We start from the raw sequence: 18,935 nt of genomic DNA, 5'->3' as shown, positions 1-18,935 counted from the left end.
CCGCCCGCGGCATGGTTTCGGCGGTGGCGCGGCGGGCAGCCGAACCGCGAGGCAGGAAATGCCGACGAGCCGAACGCGGGAGAGGACGGCCATGTTCAAAGCCATCGCGGACGTACTGCGGTCCATCGGCGGAGCCGTCGCGACCGTGGTCTCCTTGCCGTTCCGCGCCGTCGCCCGCCTCTTCGGCGGCGCGTCGGACACCGCGCACGGCCGCCTGTGACGGCGCCGGGAGCGCCCCGGGCGCCGCGCCGCCGAGGCGCCGCACGGGTCGCGGCACTCCGCCCCTGATCGGCCCCGGCCGGCCTCCCCCGTCCGGCCGGGGTCCCCTTGTGCCCGACGACGGGCGTTCCACGCGGAGCCGGCGGGCGAACGGGGCGGCTCACAGCCCCGTCACAGCCCCGTGGAGTTGGACCCCCTCACCTCACACTCCGCTGAAATCACAGCCCCGTCACGGCACTTGACGCGCTGATCTCGTAGGTCAGGGCGATCTCGCGGCGCTCCCCGCCGCCCAGGCTCTGGACGTACCGCACGATGCCGTCCGCGTCGATGCCGTCCGGCGCAGGCCGGCACTGCCCGGTCACGGTCCGCACCTCGACCGCGGAGACCTCGGACACCGGGACGCGCTCGCGGATCACCACTTCCCGGTGATCGTCGCGGCCGGGGTCGTCGAGACGGGACACGAACAGGCGCACCGTACGGGTGATCACCGTGCGCTGGTTGAGACCCGACAGGCCGGTGGTCTTGCGGTGCTCCTCGACGTGGCGGACGACCCGGAAGGCGTCCTCGCTGCCGAACGGCAGCCGGACCTCCTCGCCGGCGCCGGCGAAGGGGAGGGTGGTACGCCCGACGTAGCCGCTGCCGCGCACCAGGTCCACCGGGCCGGCCAGCAGGACGTGGCCGGCCGCGTTCGGGAAGTGTGCCGTGGTCACCACCAGGGGCGACAGCTCGGGCGCACAGGTGTCCTCGACGCGGCAGTCGGCGGTGAACGAGGACAGGTGGACGCGGCGCGGGTGGCGGCCCGACGGCACGCTGACCGTCCCCGGGGCGGTGAGCCGCCGGACCGAGCCGCCGTCGTCCAGGCCGGGCAGCGGGCCGGAGCGCGGCCCGGCATCCTCGGCCGCCCCGCCGGGCGAGTCGCCGCCGACCGTCGTGACGTCCTCCTCGCGCAGGTCCACCTCCACGGTGCGCCGCTCCTCGGGCGTGCGGTCCCGCAGCACCAGGACGTCCTCGGTCAGTTCGGGAGGGGACGTGGCCAGCGTGGGACGGGCGGTGGACAGCGTCAGCCGTACCCCGTCCCAGTCCTCCCCGGTGTCCTGCCACACGAAGGCGTCCGTCTCCAGCAGCACCGAGGCGCGGTCCGCGGCGAGCGTGGCGCGGTAGGCCGGACGCCACAGCGCGCACGGCACCAGGTTCACCACCCGAGCGGAGGCCGGGCCCGCGGCGTCCGTCTCCACCACCAGCTCGACGTAAGCGGTCAGCGTCGGCGGCTCGTTCTCGGTGGCCGCCAGCGCCGCGCGGGCCGCGCGCAGTTCCTCGTCCAGGTCGTGCGCGCGCCGCCGCAGCCGCCGCAGTTCCCCGGTGCGCGTCTCGGCCTCCTCGTCGACGCGCTCCAGCCGGTCCGCCCAGCGCTCCGGATCGGCGTCGCCCGCCCCCGCCCCCTGCGCGATGTCGCGGTGCAGCTCGGCCTTGGCCTGCGCCACCACGGCGAGGGCGCTCTCCAGGCGCTGACGCGCCTGCTCCGCCTCGCGGACCTCGCGTTCCAGTGTCAGCACCTCGCGGCGCAGGTCGGACGCGCCGGGTCCCGGGCGGGACGGCGGCGCGGGCGTGTACGACCGCACGACCCGCGCGTCCACCACCCGGGCGCCGGTCCCGCCGGGGGCGGTGATCTCGGCGCGCAGCGAGCGGTCCACGGTCAGCGGCGTCACCGGGCCGATCCGCAGCCGCTGGACGCCGGCGTCCAGCGCGACGGTGCCGGACCGCTCGACCTGCGCCCTGTCCTCCAGACAGGTCACCGCGGTGACCGGCAGGAACAGCGCGGACGCGGCGGCGTCGGTGCCGTCGTCCAGGCCGGCGGCACCGGTCCCGACGGGGGTTTTGGCCCGGGTCTTCTCGGCGGTCATCGCTCAGCCCCTCCGGTTTCCGCCGACGGCCGACTTCCCCGCGGGGAACCGGACCTCGTACCCGCCGGTGAGGGTCGTCGTCCGCCCCGGCTCCAGTTCCACCCGCCACAGCCGCGCCCCGCGCACGTACATGCCGTCCCGGCCGTCCAGCGGCTCGTCCGCCGCCTGCCACGGGGGCCGCGCCTGGTGTTCCTCGACGCGGACGTCCTTCTCGGCCGACACCGGTATCCGCTCACGAACCTCCACGACCACCGGGTACGGCAGGCGGTTGGCGACCTCCACCTCCACCGTGCGGTCGAGCACGGTCGTGCCGCCCCGCAGTCCCGCCGCGGACTCGCGCGTGTACGCGCGGCGCGCCACCTGGACGCTCTCGGCGACGCCGATGCCGACCGCCTCCCGCCCGCCGGGCGCGATCGTGGGCAGGGCGGCGGTGAGCACGAAGTCGCCGTCCACCATCACGTCGGCCGGCCCGGCCAGCAGCGGGTGGGCGGAGGTGTTGGTCAGCAGCACGGTCCCGAACACCGCGGTGTCCACGGACGGGACGCACACGTACCGCGACTCGGTCACGACCGGGACCTCCTCGACCGGAACGACGTGCCACCGGCCGTCGGAGGCGACGTCCACGGGCGCGGCCGCGTCGAAGCGGTAGTCGAACGATCCGGCGGAGGCGCGCACGTCGACCGTGTGGGCCGGACGCGCCGGCGCCTGGGCCGCCCCGGCTCCGCGGCGGTACCCGGTGAGCACCGGGCCGGTCCCGGCGTCCGCGGGCCGCAGCGTGCCCCGGCCCTCGGGCGCGTCGGGTCCCGCGATCGTCAGACGGGCGTAGTCGAGCAGGTCCGCGGAGGGGGAGTGCGGCGCGGACGGCGTCCCGTCCGGCGCGCCGGTTCCGGGCGCCGCGCCCGGGGCGGAACCCGAGCGCCGGGGTGCGAAACGGGGGGCCGGTTCGGCTCCCGGCGGGGGGCCGCCCGGGGCGGCGGGCGCGGCCGCGACGGGGAGCGGTGCTCCGCCACCGCCCGGGGCGGGCGGTGGCGGAGCACCGAACAACCCGCCGTAGGAGGCGCTTTCGCCGTCGCTTTCGTACGGGGGCGCCGCGCCGGCGAAGGACGCGGCGACGTCGGCCGCGGGGGAGGGGGCCGGGGCGGCGGCCCGCGGGTACGCGGCCGGGGCGGCGCCGAGGCGGTCCGCGATACCCGGGCGGGCGGCCACGGCCCCGTCGTAGTCGGCGAACAGGTCGGCGAGTCCCGCGGGCGGCTCCCGCCAGCCCGCGGCGGCGGGCTCCTGCTGCCTCCGGCCGATCCGCAGCGAACGCAGTTCGGGCAGGTCGGCGCGGCGCAGCAGGTCGGCGGTGGACAGCCCGAGACGTACTCCCGACCAGTCCTCCCCGGTGCGCTGGGCCACGCAGGCCCGCAGCACGAGCGTGCCGGATCCGCCGCCGCCGTCCAGCCGCAACTGGTAAGTGGGGACCCAACTGGCGCCCGGCACCTGGTACTCGACGTCGATGTCGACCGGGACGCGGCCGTCGGCGGGGGTGGCCGCGTCGCCGGCCGTCGGGCCGCCGGTCGCCGCGTCGCCGGTCGTCGCCGTCCCGGCGGGAGTGCCCGGCGCCGAGGTGTCGGTGGCCCCGGACGTGGCGCCCGGCGCCGAGGTGTCGGTGGCCCCGGAGCCCGCGGACCCGGAACCTGCGGCCTTGGGGCCCGACCCCGTGGTGCCGGTGACCTCGGAACCTGCGGCCACGGAACCGGTGGCGGGCTCCGGCGCGTTCGCGCCTTCCCCGGGGCGCCGCTCCCGCGGGCCGCCGAGGGCGAGCGTCACGACGGCGGTGACGGTGGGCTCGGCGCGACCGGTGCCCGCGGCCGTCGACGCCTCGTACAGCCGGGCCCGCAGGACGTCGACTTCGTGGTCGGCGTCGGCCAGCAGATCCTCGGTGGTGCGCAACCGCTCGTGCAGCAGGGCGAGCCGGGAGTCGACGAACCCGGCGAGCGCGAGCAGGGACTCCACCGGCGCCCAGCGCGGCGGATCGCCCCGCCGGGGCTGGAGCGGCTCGGCCCGCAGCCCCGCGACCTGCGCGATCTCGGCCTCCAGTCGCTCCTTGCGGTCCCGCAGCGCGGCCTGGCGGTCCTCGGCGTCCTCCACGTCCATCCGCAGGGCCGGCACGTCCTGCCCCCGGTGGACCCGGGCCGAGACGTCCAGCCGCAGGTCGGTCACCCGCGTCCCCGCGGGTCCGCCCAGCACCCGCCCGCGCAGGGACCGCTCGTACAGCGTGGGCGGCAGACCGCCGATCCGTACGGTGACCTCGCCGGCGCCGTCCCGCGGCACCAGGACCCGGGCGCGCCGCGTGCACACCGCCCCGGCCGCGTGCACCACGACCGACCTCACCTCGGACCGCACGTCCGGCTCGCCCGCACCGCTCCGGTCCACCCCGCCCACCGCGCCTTCCCTGGTCCCGGCCGCCGTCCCGACCCCGGGACCGAACTCGGTCCGTACCCTAGCGAAGTCGCCCGCCCGGACACGTCCGTCCCGCGGGCGGCGCTCGCGCCCGCCCGGGCGCGGCCGACCGCGTGGATCGGCCGCGGGTGGCCCGGTCCTTCCGGCCGGCCCACCGGGCCAGCGGCCGTCGCGGTCAGCGCTCGGCCAGCCGGCGCAGCGCGGTGGTGTAGCGGCGGGCGACCGCCCGTTGCGCCCAGTGCCCGCAGCGGCCGGTCGGCCGCAGGTAGAGGGCCGCGTGCCGGCTGATGGCGAAGACGGTGAAGTCCACCGCGCCGTCGGGGGCGCGCCGCAGGACGAACGCCTCCTCGCCGCATTCCGGGTGCCCGGGCAGCGTCCCGTACGCGAAACCGGCCATGTCCCGCGTCCGGACCGTCCAGACGACCTCGCACGGCGCCCGGACGGGCCCCCAGCGCAGCAGCACGCGAACGCCGGGCGCGGCCTCAGCGGCGGTGGCCGAGAGCCGCAGCAACGGGACGGCGCGGTGCATCCGCCACGTGAACAGGGCCTGCGCCGCGCGGTCGTAGGAGTCCGCGGGCAGGGAGGCGCGCACCCGCAGGGTGCGGAACCCGTCAGGCGGCGGCGAGCCGTCGCCCGCCGTCATGCCCACACGGGAATAGGTGAGGCCGGGCATGCGCGGAAGGTAGCAGCCCGACGCCCCGCTCCCGCCACGCGCGGGGGCGGCCCCGTGTCCCGGCCGGCCCTCCCGTGACGTGCCGGCGGCGTCCGTCAGAGGTCCGCCCTGGGCGGGCAGCGTCCGGGCCGCCGCGGCGGCGGGGCCCGCGGCACCGACCTGCCGGCCGCGGTCCCCGAACGCCGCGCCGCCGCGCGCCGCGCCCGGGTGCGGTCGGGATCCGCACCTACGCTGAGCGGTGAGATCGCCGAGAGCGGGAAAGGGCAGGAGATGCCCGACGTACCAGAACCCGTGGTCAAGCTGGTCCGGTGGAGCACCGAGCCGGCCGCCGTCCAGATCCTGCGGTCCACCGCCGCGTCCGTCATCGCCTACGCCGTCGCCGTCTGGCTGCTGCCCCACCCGGCGCCGCTCACCGCGCCGCTGACGGCCCTGCTCGTGGTCCAGGTGACCCTGTACTCCACGGTCACCACCGGCATCCGCCGGATCACCGCCGTCGTCGTCGGAGTGGCGATCGCCATCGGCTTCAGCGCCCTGGTGGGGCTGAGCTGGTGGAGCCTGGGACTGATCATCCTCACCGGGCTGCTGGTCGGCCGCGTGGTGCGGGTGGGGGAGTTCGAGGCCGAGGTGGCCATCTCCGCGATGCTCGTGCTCGGCGTGACGCGGGTGGCCAACACCGCTCTCGACAGGATCTGGGAGACGCTGATCGGCGCCGTGGTGGGGCTGCTGTTCAACCTGCTGTTCGCACCGCCGGTGTGGGTGCAGTCGGCCGGCGGGGCCATCGAGAACCTCGCCGACCGGATGGGCGGCCTCTTCCGCGACGTCGGCGGTGAGCTGGGCGGGCGCCTGCCCGTCGAGCGTGCCGCCGCCCGCCTCCACGAGGCCCGCCGGATGGACCACGCGATCGTCGAGGTGGACGCCTCGCTGCGGCAGGCCGAGGACAGCCTGCGGTGGAACCCCCGGGTGCAGGAGGGCGTCCTGTCCCGGATCGTGCTGCGCACCGGCCTGGACACCCTGGAGATCTGCGCGGTGGTGGTGCGCGTGGTGTTCCGCACCCTCACCGACCTCGCCAAGCACCGCACCGACGAGTCCCTCTTCCCGGCCGACCTGTTCCCCGCGGACATCGCCGCGCAATTGGAGCGGCTCTTCGCGCATGTGGCCGACGCGATCGAGAGCTTCGCCGTGCTGATCACCACTCAGGTGGCGGCCAACGCGGAGGAGGCGGAGGACCGGCTGGCGAAGGCGCTCGTCGACAGCGCCCACTGCCGCGACCGGGCGGCGGACCTGCTGCTGGCCGGGGTGCAGCGGCACCCGAGGCAGTGGCAGTTGCACGGCGCCCTGCTCGCCGAGGTCGACCGGATCCTGGACGAACTGGCCGTCGAGAAGCGGTCCGAGCGCCTGGTGGAGGAGCTCGACCGGTACGGACGGGAGATGAGCGAGCGCTATCCCAGGCTGGAGCTGATCAAGCGCCGCCTGGCGGGCCGCGGCGTCCACCGCCGCGCCGAGGTCCCGGTCCGCAACGCCTTCCGCTGACCCCGGGCGCCCGCGGCCCGGCGCCCGAGCCGGGTCCGGTCCCGGCCCCGGTCACGGTCCCGGCACCCGAGGCCCCCACCCGCCCCCACCCGGGTCCGGCCTCCCCGGGATGTCGGTACCGCGGGGGACAATGCGGAGCGTCAGGCCGCCGGCGGGCAGCGGACCCGCGGGCGGCACCCCGTACATCCCGCAGGGAGCCATGATGAACCACGCGGAACTGCTCGCCGACGCCTTCGGCCGGGTCAAGGAGAACGTGCACGCGGCCGTCGACGGTCTCACCCCCGACGAGCTGGGCGAGCGCCTCGACCCGGGCGGCAACTCCGTCGCCTGGCTGATCTGGCACCTGACCCGGGTCCAGGACGACCATGTCGCCGAGGTGGCCAGCCGGGACCAGCTGTGGGAGTCCGACGGCTGGCGGGAGCGCTTCGACCTGTCCCTCCCGGCCGCCGCCACCGGCTACGGGCACACCTCGTCCCAGGTGGCCAAGGTCCGGGTCAAGGACGCCTCGCTGCTGACCGGCTACTACGACGCGGTGCACGACGCCACCCTCGGCTACGTCGCGGGCCTGTCCGAGTCCGACCTCGACCGCGTCGTGGACGAGCGCTGGGACCCGCCGGTCACCCTCGGCGTCCGGCTGGTCAGCGTGATCGACGACGACATCCAGCACGCCGGCCAGGCGGCCTTGCTGCGCGGCACGCTGCTGCGCCGCCGGTGACCGGGAACGGGCGGCAGGCGGGGTCGGCACACGAGCACTCCGATGATAGGATTACTTAACCTAAGTTAAATAACTCTTCCGGGTGGAGTGTGACCGTCCAGATGGCGACCGAAGAAGACGTGCAGGGAAGGACCGGCCGGCGGGCACCGCGCATCGCCGCCGACCATCCGCTCTACAAGTGGGTGGCACTGTCCAACACCACGCTCGGCATGCTCATCGCGACGATCAACTCCTCGATCGTGCTGATCTCGCTCCCCGCGATCTTCAACGGCATCCGCCTCGACCCGCTCCAGCCGGGCAACGTCAGCTACCTGCTGTGGATGCTGATGGGCTACATGCTGGTCACCGCCGTCCTGGTGGTCACCCTCGGCCGCCTCGGCGACATCCTCGGCCGGGTCAGGATCTACAACGCGGGCTTCGCGATCTTCACGGTCACCTCGGTGATCCTCTCCGTCGACCCGGTCCACGGCGGGGGCGGCGCGCTCTGGCTGATCGGCTGGCGCGTCGCCCAGGCCGTCGGCGGCTCCATGCTGATGGCCAACTCCGCGGCGATCATCACCGATGCGTTCCCCGCCCGGCAGCGCGGCATGGCCCTGGGCGTGAACATGGTGGCCGGCATCGCCGGCTCCTTCATCGGCCTGGTGCTCGGCGGCCTGCTCGCCGAATGGAACTGGCGCTCCATCTTCTGGGTCAACGTGCCGATCGGCCTGGTCGGCACCGTCTGGGCGTACCGCTCGCTGCACGACACCGGCCTGCGCCGCCCGGCCCGGATGGACTGGTGGGGCAACATCACCTTCGCCGTCGGCCTGACCGCGCTGCTGGCCGGCATCACCTACGGCATCCAGCCGTACGGCGGCCACACGATGGGCTGGACCAACCCCTGGGTGCTGGCCGGCCTGATCGGCGGCGCGGCCACACTCGTCGTCTTCTGCGTGGTCGAGACGAGGGTCGCTCAGCCGATGTTCCCGCTGCGGCTGTTCCGCAACGCGGCCTTCGCGGGCGGCAACGCGGCCACCCTGCTGGGCTCCATAGCCCGCGGCGGGCTGCAGTTCATGCTCATCATCTGGCTGCAGGGCATCTGGCTGCCGCTGCACGGCTACGACTACGCCGACACCCCGCTGTGGGCCGGCATCTACCTGCTGCCGCTGACCGTCGGCTTCCTCGCCGCCGGGCCCATCGCCGGATACCTGTCCGACCGCTACGGCGCCCGGCTGTTCGCGGCCGCGGGCTTCGTCGTCATGGCCGGCTCCTTCGGCGGCCTGCTGCTGCTCCCCACCGACTTCAGCTACTGGACCTTCGCCCTTGTGGTGTTCCTCAACGGCCTGGGCGGCGGCCTGTTCGCCGCGCCCAACACCTCGATCATCATGGCCAGCGTGCCCGCCGACGCGCGCGGCGCCGCCTCCGGCATGCGCGCCACGTTCCAGAACGCCGGCATGGTCCTGTCCATCGGTGTCTTCTTCTCGCTGATGGTGGCCGGTCTCGCCCGGTCGCTGCCGCACACCCTCAGCTCCGGCCTGACCGCCCAGGGCGTGCCCGCGGCCAACGCCCACCAAGTGGCGGGCCTGCCGCCGGTCGGCACCCTGTTCGCCGCCTTCCTCGGCTACAACCCGATCCAGCAGTTGCTCGGCCCGCACCTGCTCGGCACGCTCTCCCCGGCCCACGCCCGCACCCTCACCGGGCGGCAGTTCTTCCCGCACCTGATCTCCGGGCCGTTCCACGACGGGCTGGTCGTGGTGTTCTCCCTGGCGATCGTGATGTCCTTGGTCGCGGCGGGCGCGTCGCTGATCCGCGCCCGCGGCGGCACGCAGGAGTGAGTCGCGCGCGACGCGACCGAAGGAGGCGCACCCCCCCATGACCGACCTCGACGGGCGCGGAAGGCGTCCCGCGCCCCCGGCGGCCGCCCCTTCCTCCGCGCAGGTGGCGCGGCTGCGGCTGGTCATCGCCCGTCTCTACCGCCAGCTCGCGCAGGCGTCCGGCAGCGACCTGGACCTCACCTACGCGCAGTTGTCGGCGCTGGCCAGGACGCATGAGCACGGCCCGATGCGGATCGGGGAGCTCGCCGCGTACGAGCAGGTCGCGGCGCCCTCGCTGACGCGCACGGTGGCGCCGCTGGCCGCGGCCGGGCTGATCAGCAAGCAGCCCGACCCGACCGACGGCCGCTCCCAGCTGGTCAGCGTCACGGAGAAGGGGGCCGCCCTGATCGACCGGATCCGCAGGCAGCGCTCGGAACTGCTGGCCCGGCGGATGGCCCGGCTCACCCCCGAGCAGGCCGGGGCGCTGGAGGCGGCGCTGCCCGTACTGGAGCAGCTCCTGACCGAACCGGCGGACCCGGACGGCGGCTGACCGCGGTCAGGGATCCCGCCGGGCGGGCCCGCCCGGCTCCAGCGGGGGCGCGGAGAAGCCGCAGTTCGCCCGGCACTGCGGGTGCGCGCACTGCCGCGCGCCACCCTCCTCGGCCTCCTTGAGCGCCTGCGGCGGCACCAGCCAGAAGGCCAGCAGCGCGGCGAGCGCGCACAGCCCCGCGCAGACGGCCATCGACTTGCCGAAGGCGGTGTCGACCTTGTGCGCGGAGCGGTACGCCTGGTCGGACAGGCCCACCACCAGCGGCAGCGCGGCCACCATCAGCAGCTGGGCGACCCGGGCCGCCGCGTTGTTGACCCCGCTGGCGATCCCGGCGTGGTCGACGTCCACCGAGGCCAGCACCGTCGCGGTCAGCGGCGCCACGAACAGGCTCATCCCCAGCCCCTGCAAGGTGACCGCCGGCAGCACGTCCAGCGGGTACGAGGAGGAGCCCGGCCCGACCCTGGTGAGCAGCAACAGGCCGGCGGCCGTGACCAGCGGCCCCACGGTCAGCGGCAGCCGCGGCCCGATCCGCTGCGCCAGGGCGCCCGCCGGCGCCGACAGCAGCAGCATCAGCACCGTCACCGGCAGCGTCGCCAGCCCCGACCCCAGCGCGCTGTACCCGGCGGCGATCTGCAGTTGCACCGGCAGGACGAAGAAGACCCCGCCGATCGCCGCGTACAGGCACAAGGTCACCACGTTCATCGAGGTGAACAGCCGGGAGGAGAACACCGACAGCGGCAGCATCGGGTGCGCGCGGCTCTTCTCGGTGCGGACGAACGCCACCGCGCACGCCACCGCGGCCACCGCGGGCACCACCAGCACCGGCCACGACGGGTGGCCGGAGGCCGCGATCAGGGCGTAGGTGACACCCGCCAGGGCCAGCGCGGCCAGCGCGGCGCCGCGCACGTCGAAGGCGCCCGAGGCCGTACGGTCCCGGCTCTCGGGCACGTGCCGCGCCGCGATCGCCACCACCACCGCGGCGACCGGCAGATTGACCAGGAAGATCCAGCGCCACCCCGGCCCGTCCACCAGGAAGCCGCCCAGGAACGGGCCGACCGCGCCCGCCACCCCGCCCAGGCCCGACCAGGCGCCCACCGCCTTGGCCCGGTCCCGCGGGTGGAAGGTGGACTGCACCAGCGCGAGCGACCCCGGAGTCAGCAGGGCGCCGCCCACCCCCTGCAGCGCCCGGGCCGTGATCAGCATCGCGCCGCTCTGCGCGGCCCCGCACAGCGCGGACGCCAGCGCGAACCACACCACGCCGATCATGAACACCCTGCGCCGGCCGTACCGGTCGCCGAGCCCGCCGCCGAGCAGGATCAGCCCGGCCAGCGTCAGCAGGTAGCCGTTGACCGTCCACTGCAAGGTCGCGAGGGTCACACCCAGGTCGGTGCCGATCCTGGGCAGGGCGATGTTGACCGCGGTCCCGTCCAGCATCGCCATGCCGGACCCGAGGACCGAGCAGGCCAGCACCCAGCGGCCGGCACGTGAGGACAGGCGCACGCCTGCCTCGGCGGGCTGCTCCGCGGTGATCGTCATCGGAAGCCCTCTCGCATCGCGGCGGCGGCACCGTTCGGCGCCTGCCGAAGCGGTACCACCCTACCGTCGAGGGCATGGACATCGCAGAGCCGATCAGCGAGAAAGCCGCCGCCGGCCGGTCCGGCACCCACCGGGCGATCACCCCGCGCATCTTGTACTTCGGCACCCCCGTCGTGCTGCTGTCGACCCTCAACGAGGACGGCTCGCCGAATCTGGCCCCCATCTCCTCGGCCTGGGCGCTGGACCGCACCGTCGTCCTCGGCCTGGGCGCGAACGGGCAGAGCGCCGCCAATCTCTCGGTACGGCCCGAGCTCGTGATCAACCTGCCGTCCGCCGGGCAGTGGCGGTCCGTGGAGGCCCTCGCCCCGCTCACCGGCCGCGACCCCGTGCCCGCGGCCAAGCGGCCGGTCTTCCGCACCGAACGCGACAAGTTCGCGGCCGCGGGCCTGACCCCGCAGCCCTCGCAGGTCGTCCGCCCGCCGCGGGTCGCCGAATGCCCGCTGCAACTGGAGGCCCGGACGGTACGGATCCGGGGCGGCGCCGCCGGCGGCTTCCTCATCGCCGAGGCCGAGGTGGTGCGGGTCCACGCCGAGGCCGGCCTGGTGGTGCCCGGCACCCAGCACATCGACCCGGGCCGCTGGAACCCGCTCATCTACAACTTCCGGCACTATTTCGGCCTCGGCGAGCAACTGGGCCACTCGTTCCGGTCACAGACACCGGCGGCAGGCGGCCCCGCGGACGTGGCGGAAGGGGCCGGCGCGTGAGAATGGCGGCGGAGCAGTTGAGGAAGACGTAAGCGTTGAAGCACTTCGAGCAGCCGAAGCAGCTAAGGAGACGTGCATGCCGCACGAGCGCGCCGGAACCCCGGCCCGGCCGGACGACCTGGTCGACGTCCCCCGCCTGGTCACCGCCTACTACGCGCTGCACCCCGACCCCGGCGAGCCCGCCCAGCAGGTGGCCTTCGGCACCTCGGGGCACCGGGGATCCGCGCTGAACACGGCGTTCAACGAGGACCACATCGCCGCCACCAGCCAGGCCATCTGCGAGTACCGCGAACGCCAGGGCACCACCGGGCCGCTCTTCCTCGGTGCCGACACCCACGCGCTGTCCGAGCCCGCCAGGGTCACCGCGCTGGAGGTGTTCGCCGCCAACGGCGTCACCGTGCTCGTCGACCAGGGCGACGGCTGGACCCCCACCCCGGCCGTCTCGCACGCCGTCCTCACCCACAACCGCGGCCGGACCGACGGCCTGGCCGACGGCGTGGTCGTCACCCCGTCGCACAACCCGCCGGCCGACGGCGGCTTCAAGTACAACCCGCCCACCGGCGGCCCCGCCGCCTCCGACGCCACCGGCTGGATCCAGGACCGCGCCAACGAGCTGATCCGAGGCGGCTTGAAGGACGTGCGCCGCGTCCCGTACACCCGTGCCCTGGCGGCCGACACCACCGGCCGCTACGACTTCCTCGGCGCCTACGTGGACGACCTGCCCTCGGTGCTCGACCTCGACGCGGTCCGCGCGGCCGGCGTACGGATCGGCGCGGACCCGCTGGGCGGCGCGTCCGTGGACTACTGGGGCCGCATCGCCGAGACCCACCGGCTGGACCTGACCGTGGTCAACCCGCAGGCCGACCCCACCTGGCGGTTCATGACCCTGGACTGGGACGGGAAGATCCGGATGGACTGCTCCTCGCCGTACGCGATGGCCTCACTGATCGCCCGCAAGGACGAGTACGCCATCGCCACCGGCAACGACGCCGACGCGGACCGGCACGGCATCGTCACCCCCGACGGCGGCCTGATGAACCCCAACCACTACCTCGCGGTGGCGATCTCGTATCTGATCGGGCACCGGGAGCAGTGGGGCCGGCACCTCGCGGTCGGCAAGACCCTCGTGTCGTCCTCGATGATCGACAAGGTGGCCGCGGACCTCGGGCGGCCGCTCACCGAAGTGCCGGTCGGCTTCAAGTGGTTCGTGGACGGACTCATCGGCGGCACCCTCGCCTTCGGCGGGGAGGAGTCGGCCGGGGCGTCGTTCCTGCGCCGCGACGGGAGCGTGTGGACCACCGACAAGGACGGCATCCTGCTGGCGCTGCTCGCCGCCGAGATCACCGCCGTCACCGGCCGCACCCCCTCCGAGCACTACGCCGACCTCACCGCGAGGTTCGGCGCCCCCTCGTACGCCCGGATCGACGCGCCCGCCGACCGCGAGCAGAAAGCCGTGCTCGCCAGGCTCTCGCCCGGCCAGGTACCCGCCGAGGAACTGGCCGGGGAGCGGGTCACCGCCGTGCTGACCGAGGCGCCCGGCAACGGCGCGCCGATCGGCGGGATCAAGGTGGCCACCGACAACGCCTGGTTCGCCGCCCGCCCCTCCGGGACCGAGGACGTCTACAAGGTGTACGCCGAGTCCTTCCTCGGCGAGGAGCACCTGGCCCGGGTGCAGGACGAGGCGCGGGCGATCGTCGCGGAGGCGCTCAAGGGATGAGGCCGGTCCGGCCGGGCCGCCTCCCGTGGGCGGGCCCGGCCGGACCGCGCGTCACGCCGACCGGGCGGCTCTCGGGCCCGCGTACGCGCCGCAGCCGCACGGCACCCGCCGTCCCCCCGGCTTCGCCCAGGAGGCCCTGGTCAGCCGCGCCCGGAGCGGCCCGGACGGAACCGGCGCACCAGCGCCGCGCCGCACAGCAGAAGGCCCGCGGCGCCGCCGGCCGTCCAGCCGACGCCCTGCGCGCCGGTGTGGGCGAGCGACGGGTCGTGGTGCGCGGCGCCCCGCGGCTCGTTCGGCGGGGCCGGGACCGGGTGGTGGGCCGGCGGCGGGGCGGTCACGGGCCGCGGGGAGTCGCCGTGGACCGAAGTGCCGTTGTTCGCCGCGGTGTTGCCGAAGACGGGGTTGCCGACGCCCACCACGTTCACCGAGTTGCCCGAGACGTTGACCGGCACGTCGGCCGGGATCTGCGCCGATCCGCCCGACAGCACGCCGGGGGAGCCGTCGGCGCGGCCTGTCGCCTCCGCGCCCGCGTGCCGCCCGGCGGGCGGGTGCGGCCGCGGGTGGGCGGGGCGGGCGCCGGTCCCGCCGGGCCGAGTCGTCGTGTGCGAGGCGTTCGCGCACGAGTTTCCGAAGGCGGGGTTGAGCAGCCCCACCACGTCGACGGTGTTGCCGCAGGCGTTGACCGGAACGCTCAGCGGCACCTGCACGGAATTGCCGGACGCGACACCCGGGGAGTCCGCCGCGCCGCCGGCCGCGGTCGCGTCCGCCTGCGCGTACCCGGCGGAGGCCAGCACCCCGCCGGCGACCATCGCCGTCACCAGTCCCTTGCGGGCGACTGCGTTCATTCGATACCTGCCTTCCGGACAATCCGCGCGGACAGCGTGTCCGCACCGGGCACAACGCTCCGGAGGGCCGAACGGGTCATGCTGAAGCGTTAATTCATCCCAAAGGGCGACAACGGGCCGGTCCGTCCGCGCCCACGGGCCGGACCGGCGCCTGCCGCCCCTTCTCGCCCCTTGCCGCCTCCCCCCGCTTCAGGCCGCGGTCCCGTCCACGGCGCCGCGCGCGGCGTACGTGAACCGCTCGATGTGCTCGCGCGCGGCGGCCAGCGCCGCGCCTATCTCCCTGGTGCCGGTGGAGACGCACAGCGTGTAGACGGTGTCCTGCAGTTGCTGCGCGAGCTGCGCCGCCGCCGCGGCGCCGCCCGGTTCCCCGTTCTCGTCCCGGGCGCGCAGCGCCTCGTAGCGCTCCACCAGGTTGCGCAGCACTGTGGGGTGGGCCATCAGCATCCTTGAGCTCCTCGGTGTTGGGCGAAGTCGAAGCCCGTCTGCCCGGTATCGGGCAACTCATGCGCGGTACACCGACGATGAGCCTGTGGAGCCGGTCACACCCGTGCCCGGGACGGTGGACTCACGGGATGTTGCACCATTTCACCAGCGAGACAGCCGTGTGCGCGGTGGCCGAGTCGTCGCCGTACAGGACCCCGTCGTCGGCACCCGAGGCGCCGAAGGAGACCACGGAGTCGCCCCAGGAGTGCAGGGTCTCCGTCACCGTGGCGGTGCCGCCGGTGTACCAGGAGATGTCGAAGCCGATGTCGTCGCTTCGCGTCGACGAGAAGTTCGAGCGGTCGCTGAACTCCATCCGCACGTGGTCGGCCTTCAGGTGCGCCGGGACCACCACCGACCCTGTCGTCAGCCAAAGGATGTGCTGCGGGGTGTACGAGACGTAGGGGGCGTAGCCGTAACCGGCCACGCCATCGGCGCCGTTGAGCCGGCTGACGGCGATGCTCAGCTCCGCCAGGGTGCCCTGGCAGCTCGCCGAGCCGTTCGCCAGGTAGGCGGCGCGGTCGTCGAGGTAGCCGGTCGCAGTGGTGATCGACGCGGTCGACATGGCCGACGCGGTGCCGGTGCGCGCCGCCGGGACGCCGCCCGGACGCGCCTGGGCGGTGGTGGTCAACGCGCAGGCCAGTGCGGCCGCGCCGGCCAGGACGGCGGCCCGCCGCGGCCGTGAGCGGCGCGGGCGGGACGGACGGACGTCGTGTGTGGCGGATTCCATGGCTGCTCCTTCGGTCGTGAACCGGTCAGGGCAGCCTGGCCCCGAGGTCTGGACGCGCTCTGGACATCGCCTGTACGGCGGTGCCCGAGGCCGCTCACCGCTCGCGGCGCCGCCTGCCGCCGGGCGGTCACAGTTCCGCGAGCCGCCGGCGTATCTCCGCGGCCGTCGGCGCGGCCAGATCCTCCGCGATCGCCAGCGCCTGCCGCCAGCACTCGGCCGCGGCGTCGCGGCGCCCGGCGCTCAAATGGACCCGGCCCAGGCAGTCGAGGGTCTCGGCCTCGCCGGAACGGTCGCCGCAGCCGCGGCGGCAGGCCAGCGCGTCCCCGGCGTGCGCGAGGGCCCGGTCCAGGTCGCCCATGGCCAGGTGGACGCGGGCCAGACCGTCCAGCACGCTTCCCTCCAGGCGCCGTTCGCCCCACGCGCGGAACATCGCCAGCGCCTGCTCCTGCGCGGCCACGCTGCGTTCCGGCAGTCCGGCGTCCCCGTACAGCTCGCCCAGGTTGGCCAGCACGATGGCCTCCCCGGACCGGTCGCCCACCGTCCGGGCGATCTCCAGCGCCTGCTCCTGGCAGTCGATGCACTCGGCGAGCCGGCCCATCCGGCGGAAGGTGTTGCCGAGGTTGGTCAGCACCCCGGCCTCGCCGGCGCGGAACCCGGTCTCGCGCATCAGCGCCAGCGCCGACCGGTAGTGGCCCACGGCCGCCTCGTACCGGCGCAGGAAGTGCTCGGCCACGCCGAGGCCGACGAGCAACCGGGCCTCGGCCAGCTTGTCGCCGACGGACCGGGCGCTGGGCAGCGCCAGTTGGTGCGTGCTGATCCAGTCCGCCCAATGGCCGCGCGACTCGAAGAACCCCCACAGGCAGCGGGCCAGTTGCCAGGCCTGCCGGTGGTGGCCGTGGCGGGCCGCGGCCTCGACGAGCGGCGCGAAGTTGGCGCGTTCGCCGTCCAGCCAGGTCAGCGCCGCCGCCTGGTCCGCGAACCGCAGGCCGGGCACGCCCTCGGCCGGATCCGCCCGGTCCAGCCGCTGGGGCCGCAAGTGCTCCTCGGCGCCGTCCACCGTCGCCAGGTAGTGGTCGAGCAGCCGTCCCACGGCCGCCCGGCGCCGGCCGGCGTCCTCGGCGCGGGCGCACTCGCCGGCCGCGTACACGGCCAGCAGGTCGTGCAGCCGGTAGCGGCCGGGCCGCGGCTCCTGCAGCAACTGGCAGTCCACCAGGCGCTGCAGCAGCGCGTCCGCCTCGGCGGTGCCCGCCGCGGCCAGCGCGGCCGCGGCGGGCACCGCGATCCCCGTCCCCGGGAACAGCCCCAGCAGCCGGAACATCCGCCGCTCGGCCGGCTCCAGCGACCGGTACGACAGGGAGAACGCCGCCGCGACACTGCGGTCCTGCGCGGTCAGCTCCTCCAGCCTGCGGTCCTCGCCGGCCAGGCGGTCCCGCAGGTGCGCCACCGTCCAGGCCGGGCGGTGCCGCAGCCGCGCCGCCGCGATCTGCACCGCCAGCGGCAGCATCCCGCAGGCGCGCACCACCTCACCGGTCGCCTCCGGCTCCGCCGCGGCCCGCTCCTGCCCGGCGACCGCCGCGAAGAGCGCCACCGCGTCCGGGTACGGCAGCACGTCCAGACTCAGGCACTCGCCGGCGTCGAGGCCGGACAGCCTGCGCCGGGACGTGATGAGCACCAGGGACGACGGCGAACCGGGCAGCAGCGGCCGGACCTGGCCTGCGTCGGCCGCGTTGTCCAGCACCAGCAGGGCCCGCCGTCCGGCCAGTTGGGCCCGCCACAGCGCCGCACGGTCGTCGGTGGCCGCGGGAACGCGGTCGCCGGGCACCCCCACCGCGAGCAGCAGCCGCTCCAGCGCCGCGGCGGCCGGCACCGGCGGCTGCCCCTGGCTGTGCGCGTGCAGGTCCAGATGCAGCCGCAGATCGGGGTAGCGGCTGCCCAGCAGCCCGGCGACGTGCACCGCGAGCGTCGTCTTGCCCACTCCGGCCATACCGTCGATCGCGCACACCCCGCGCCCGGCTGCCGCCAGCACCCGCTCGACCTCGCGTTCCCGGCCCACGAAATGGTCGCTGTCCCGGGGCAGGTCGACCCGCTGCCCGCCCGGCCCCGGGCCCTGGGTCCCGCCGGCCAGCAGCGCGGGGTCGGCCACCACGATCCGCTGCCGCAGCCCGGACAGCAGCGGACCCGGGTCGAGCCCCAGCGCCTGCGCGCAGGCCGCCCGCGCCCGCTCGTACGCCGCCAGGGCCTCCGACCGGCGGCCGTCCCGGTACAGGGCCGTCATCAGCTGCGCCCAGGGGCGCTCCCGCAGCGGCTGATCGACGGTGAGCGGACGGGCCGCCGCGATCGCGTCCCCGTACCGGCCCCGCGCGAGCAGGGCGTCGATCCGCTCCTCGGCCACCGACAGCCGCTGTTCGGCCAGCCAGGAGCGCTGCTCCCGCGCGAAGGGGCCCGGCACGCCGCCCAGCGCCGTCCCGTCGAACAGCTCCAGCGCCTCGCCCAGCAGCCGCTCCGCCGCCTCGGCGCGCCCGGCTCGCCACGCCCGGCGGCCCTCGTCCCGCAGATGCTCGAACACGCCCAGGTCGGTGGCCTCGCCCGGCAGTTCGAGCCGGTAGCCGGCCGGATGCGACCGCAGGTGGCGTCCGGGATCGCGGCGGGGGCGGTCGGGTTCCAGCGCGCGCCGCAGGCGCGCCACGTAGGTGTGCACCCCGCCCTCCGGGTGGTCCGGCAGGTCCTCGCCCCACAGGGCGTCGATCAACTCGGCCCGCTCGACCACCTGGTTGCGGCGCACCGCGAGCACGGCGAACAGCGCCCGCTGCAGCGGCGGTCCCAGCGCCACCTCGCGCTCGTCCACGAACGCCCGCGGCGGGCCCAGCAGCCGTACCGACAACCGCGGCTTCGCGCCGTCCCCCCGCACCGCTCCCTGCACGCGGCCCCCCCACGTATCCCGGCAGCCCGACCGGTCCTTCGAGCCCTCGCCTTCCGGCCCGGTCCCCACCCGGGCGGAACCGGCGGCGGCCACCGCCGTCAGGCGGCATCCAGACGC

15 protein-coding genes are annotated in these 18,935 nt (G+C 75.4%); 7 read left to right on the top strand and 8 right to left on the bottom strand.

Annotation, left to right across the window (positions count from 1 at the left end; translation table 11 throughout):
* The first annotated feature begins 91 nt into the window (after positions 1–91).
* Entirely contained in the window at positions 92–220 is a 129-nt protein-coding gene (locus K7G61_RS36440) for an LPFR motif small protein (RefSeq protein WP_263984353.1), read from the top strand.
* Between the two features lie 217 nt (positions 221–437).
* Here K7G61_RS36440 and K7G61_RS14515 read toward each other — a convergent pair whose 3' ends face one another.
* The 3 genes from K7G61_RS14515 to K7G61_RS14505 all read right to left on the bottom strand — a co-directional run bounded on the left by K7G61_RS14515 (position 438) and on the right by K7G61_RS14505 (position 5,238).
* Positions 438–2,120 carry a mucoidy inhibitor MuiA family protein gene (locus tag K7G61_RS14515; RefSeq protein WP_225847200.1) on the bottom strand — a complete coding sequence of 561 codons (1,683 nt, stop codon included), beginning with the start codon at positions 2,118–2,120 and terminating at the stop codon, positions 438–440.
* Between the two features lie 3 nt (positions 2,121–2,123).
* Positions 2,124–4,547, bottom strand: a complete 2,424-nt coding sequence (locus K7G61_RS14510) for a DUF4139 domain-containing protein (protein ID WP_225847199.1) — start codon at positions 4,545–4,547, stop codon at positions 2,124–2,126.
* A gap of 193 nt (positions 4,548–4,740) precedes the next feature.
* Entirely contained in the window at positions 4,741–5,238 is a 498-nt protein-coding gene (locus K7G61_RS14505; RefSeq protein ID WP_225847198.1) for a DUF1990 domain-containing protein, read from the bottom strand.
* A 270-nt stretch (positions 5,239–5,508) separates the two neighbouring features.
* Here K7G61_RS14505 and K7G61_RS14500 point away from each other — a divergent pair, with 270 nt between their 5' ends.
* The 4 genes from K7G61_RS14500 (at position 5,509) to K7G61_RS14485 (ending at position 9,826) form a co-directional block, all read left to right on the top strand.
* The gene (locus K7G61_RS14500) at positions 5,509–6,768 is read left to right on the top strand and encodes an aromatic acid exporter family protein (RefSeq protein WP_225847197.1); all 1,260 of its coding nucleotides are present in this window, start codon (positions 5,509–5,511) and stop codon (positions 6,766–6,768) included.
* A 202-nt stretch (positions 6,769–6,970) separates the two neighbouring features.
* Positions 6,971–7,483 carry a DinB family protein gene (locus K7G61_RS14495; RefSeq protein WP_225847235.1) on the top strand — a complete coding sequence of 171 codons (513 nt, stop codon included), beginning with the start codon at positions 6,971–6,973 and terminating at the stop codon, positions 7,481–7,483.
* A 101-nt stretch (positions 7,484–7,584) separates the two neighbouring features.
* The gene (locus K7G61_RS14490; RefSeq protein WP_374204131.1) at positions 7,585–9,297 is read left to right on the top strand and encodes an MFS transporter; all 1,713 of its coding nucleotides are present in this window, start codon (positions 7,585–7,587) and stop codon (positions 9,295–9,297) included.
* Between the two features lie 37 nt (positions 9,298–9,334).
* Positions 9,335–9,826, top strand: coding sequence for a MarR family winged helix-turn-helix transcriptional regulator (locus K7G61_RS14485; protein ID WP_225847196.1), 492 nt, complete (start codon positions 9,335–9,337; stop codon positions 9,824–9,826).
* 6 nt (positions 9,827–9,832) lie between these two features.
* Here K7G61_RS14485 and K7G61_RS14480 read toward each other — a convergent pair whose 3' ends face one another.
* Complete coding sequence (locus K7G61_RS14480; RefSeq protein ID WP_225847195.1) at positions 9,833–11,362, bottom strand: MFS transporter; 1,530 nt, start codon at positions 11,360–11,362, stop codon at positions 9,833–9,835.
* 74 nt (positions 11,363–11,436) lie between these two features.
* Here K7G61_RS14480 and K7G61_RS14475 point away from each other — a divergent pair, with 74 nt between their 5' ends.
* Positions 11,437–12,126: a flavin reductase family protein gene (locus K7G61_RS14475; protein ID WP_225847194.1), complete on the top strand. Its 690-nt coding sequence runs from the start codon at positions 11,437–11,439 to the stop codon at positions 12,124–12,126.
* A gap of 76 nt (positions 12,127–12,202) precedes the next feature.
* Positions 12,203–13,843: a phosphoglucomutase (alpha-D-glucose-1,6-bisphosphate-dependent) gene (gene pgm / locus K7G61_RS14470; protein WP_225847193.1), complete on the top strand. Its 1,641-nt coding sequence runs from the start codon at positions 12,203–12,205 to the stop codon at positions 13,841–13,843.
* 140 nt (positions 13,844–13,983) lie between these two features.
* Here the strand turns inward: pgm and K7G61_RS36960 are convergent, their stop codons facing one another.
* The 4 genes from K7G61_RS36960 to K7G61_RS14450 all read right to left on the bottom strand — a co-directional run bounded on the left by K7G61_RS36960 (position 13,984) and on the right by K7G61_RS14450 (position 18,806).
* Complete coding sequence (locus K7G61_RS36960) at positions 13,984–14,688, bottom strand: chaplin (RefSeq protein ID WP_225847192.1); 705 nt, start codon at positions 14,686–14,688, stop codon at positions 13,984–13,986.
* A 189-nt stretch (positions 14,689–14,877) separates the two neighbouring features.
* Entirely contained in the window at positions 14,878–15,132 is a 255-nt protein-coding gene (locus tag K7G61_RS14460; RefSeq protein ID WP_225847191.1) for a DUF5133 domain-containing protein, read from the bottom strand.
* 121 nt (positions 15,133–15,253) lie between these two features.
* Positions 15,254–15,898, bottom strand: a complete 645-nt coding sequence (locus K7G61_RS14455; protein WP_225847190.1) for a hypothetical protein — start codon at positions 15,896–15,898, stop codon at positions 15,254–15,256.
* A 127-nt stretch (positions 15,899–16,025) separates the two neighbouring features.
* The gene (locus K7G61_RS14450; protein ID WP_225847189.1) at positions 16,026–18,806 is read right to left on the bottom strand and encodes a BTAD domain-containing putative transcriptional regulator; all 2,781 of its coding nucleotides are present in this window, start codon (positions 18,804–18,806) and stop codon (positions 16,026–16,028) included.
* Between the last annotated feature and the right edge of the window lie 129 nt (positions 18,807–18,935).

The organism is Streptomyces sp. HPF1205, assembly GCF_020400825.1.
GTDB lineage: Bacteria > Actinomycetota > Actinomycetes > Streptomycetales > Streptomycetaceae > Actinacidiphila.
The sequence above is the reverse complement of the archived record's forward strand: the minus strand, read 5'-3'. Positions and strand labels throughout refer to the sequence as shown.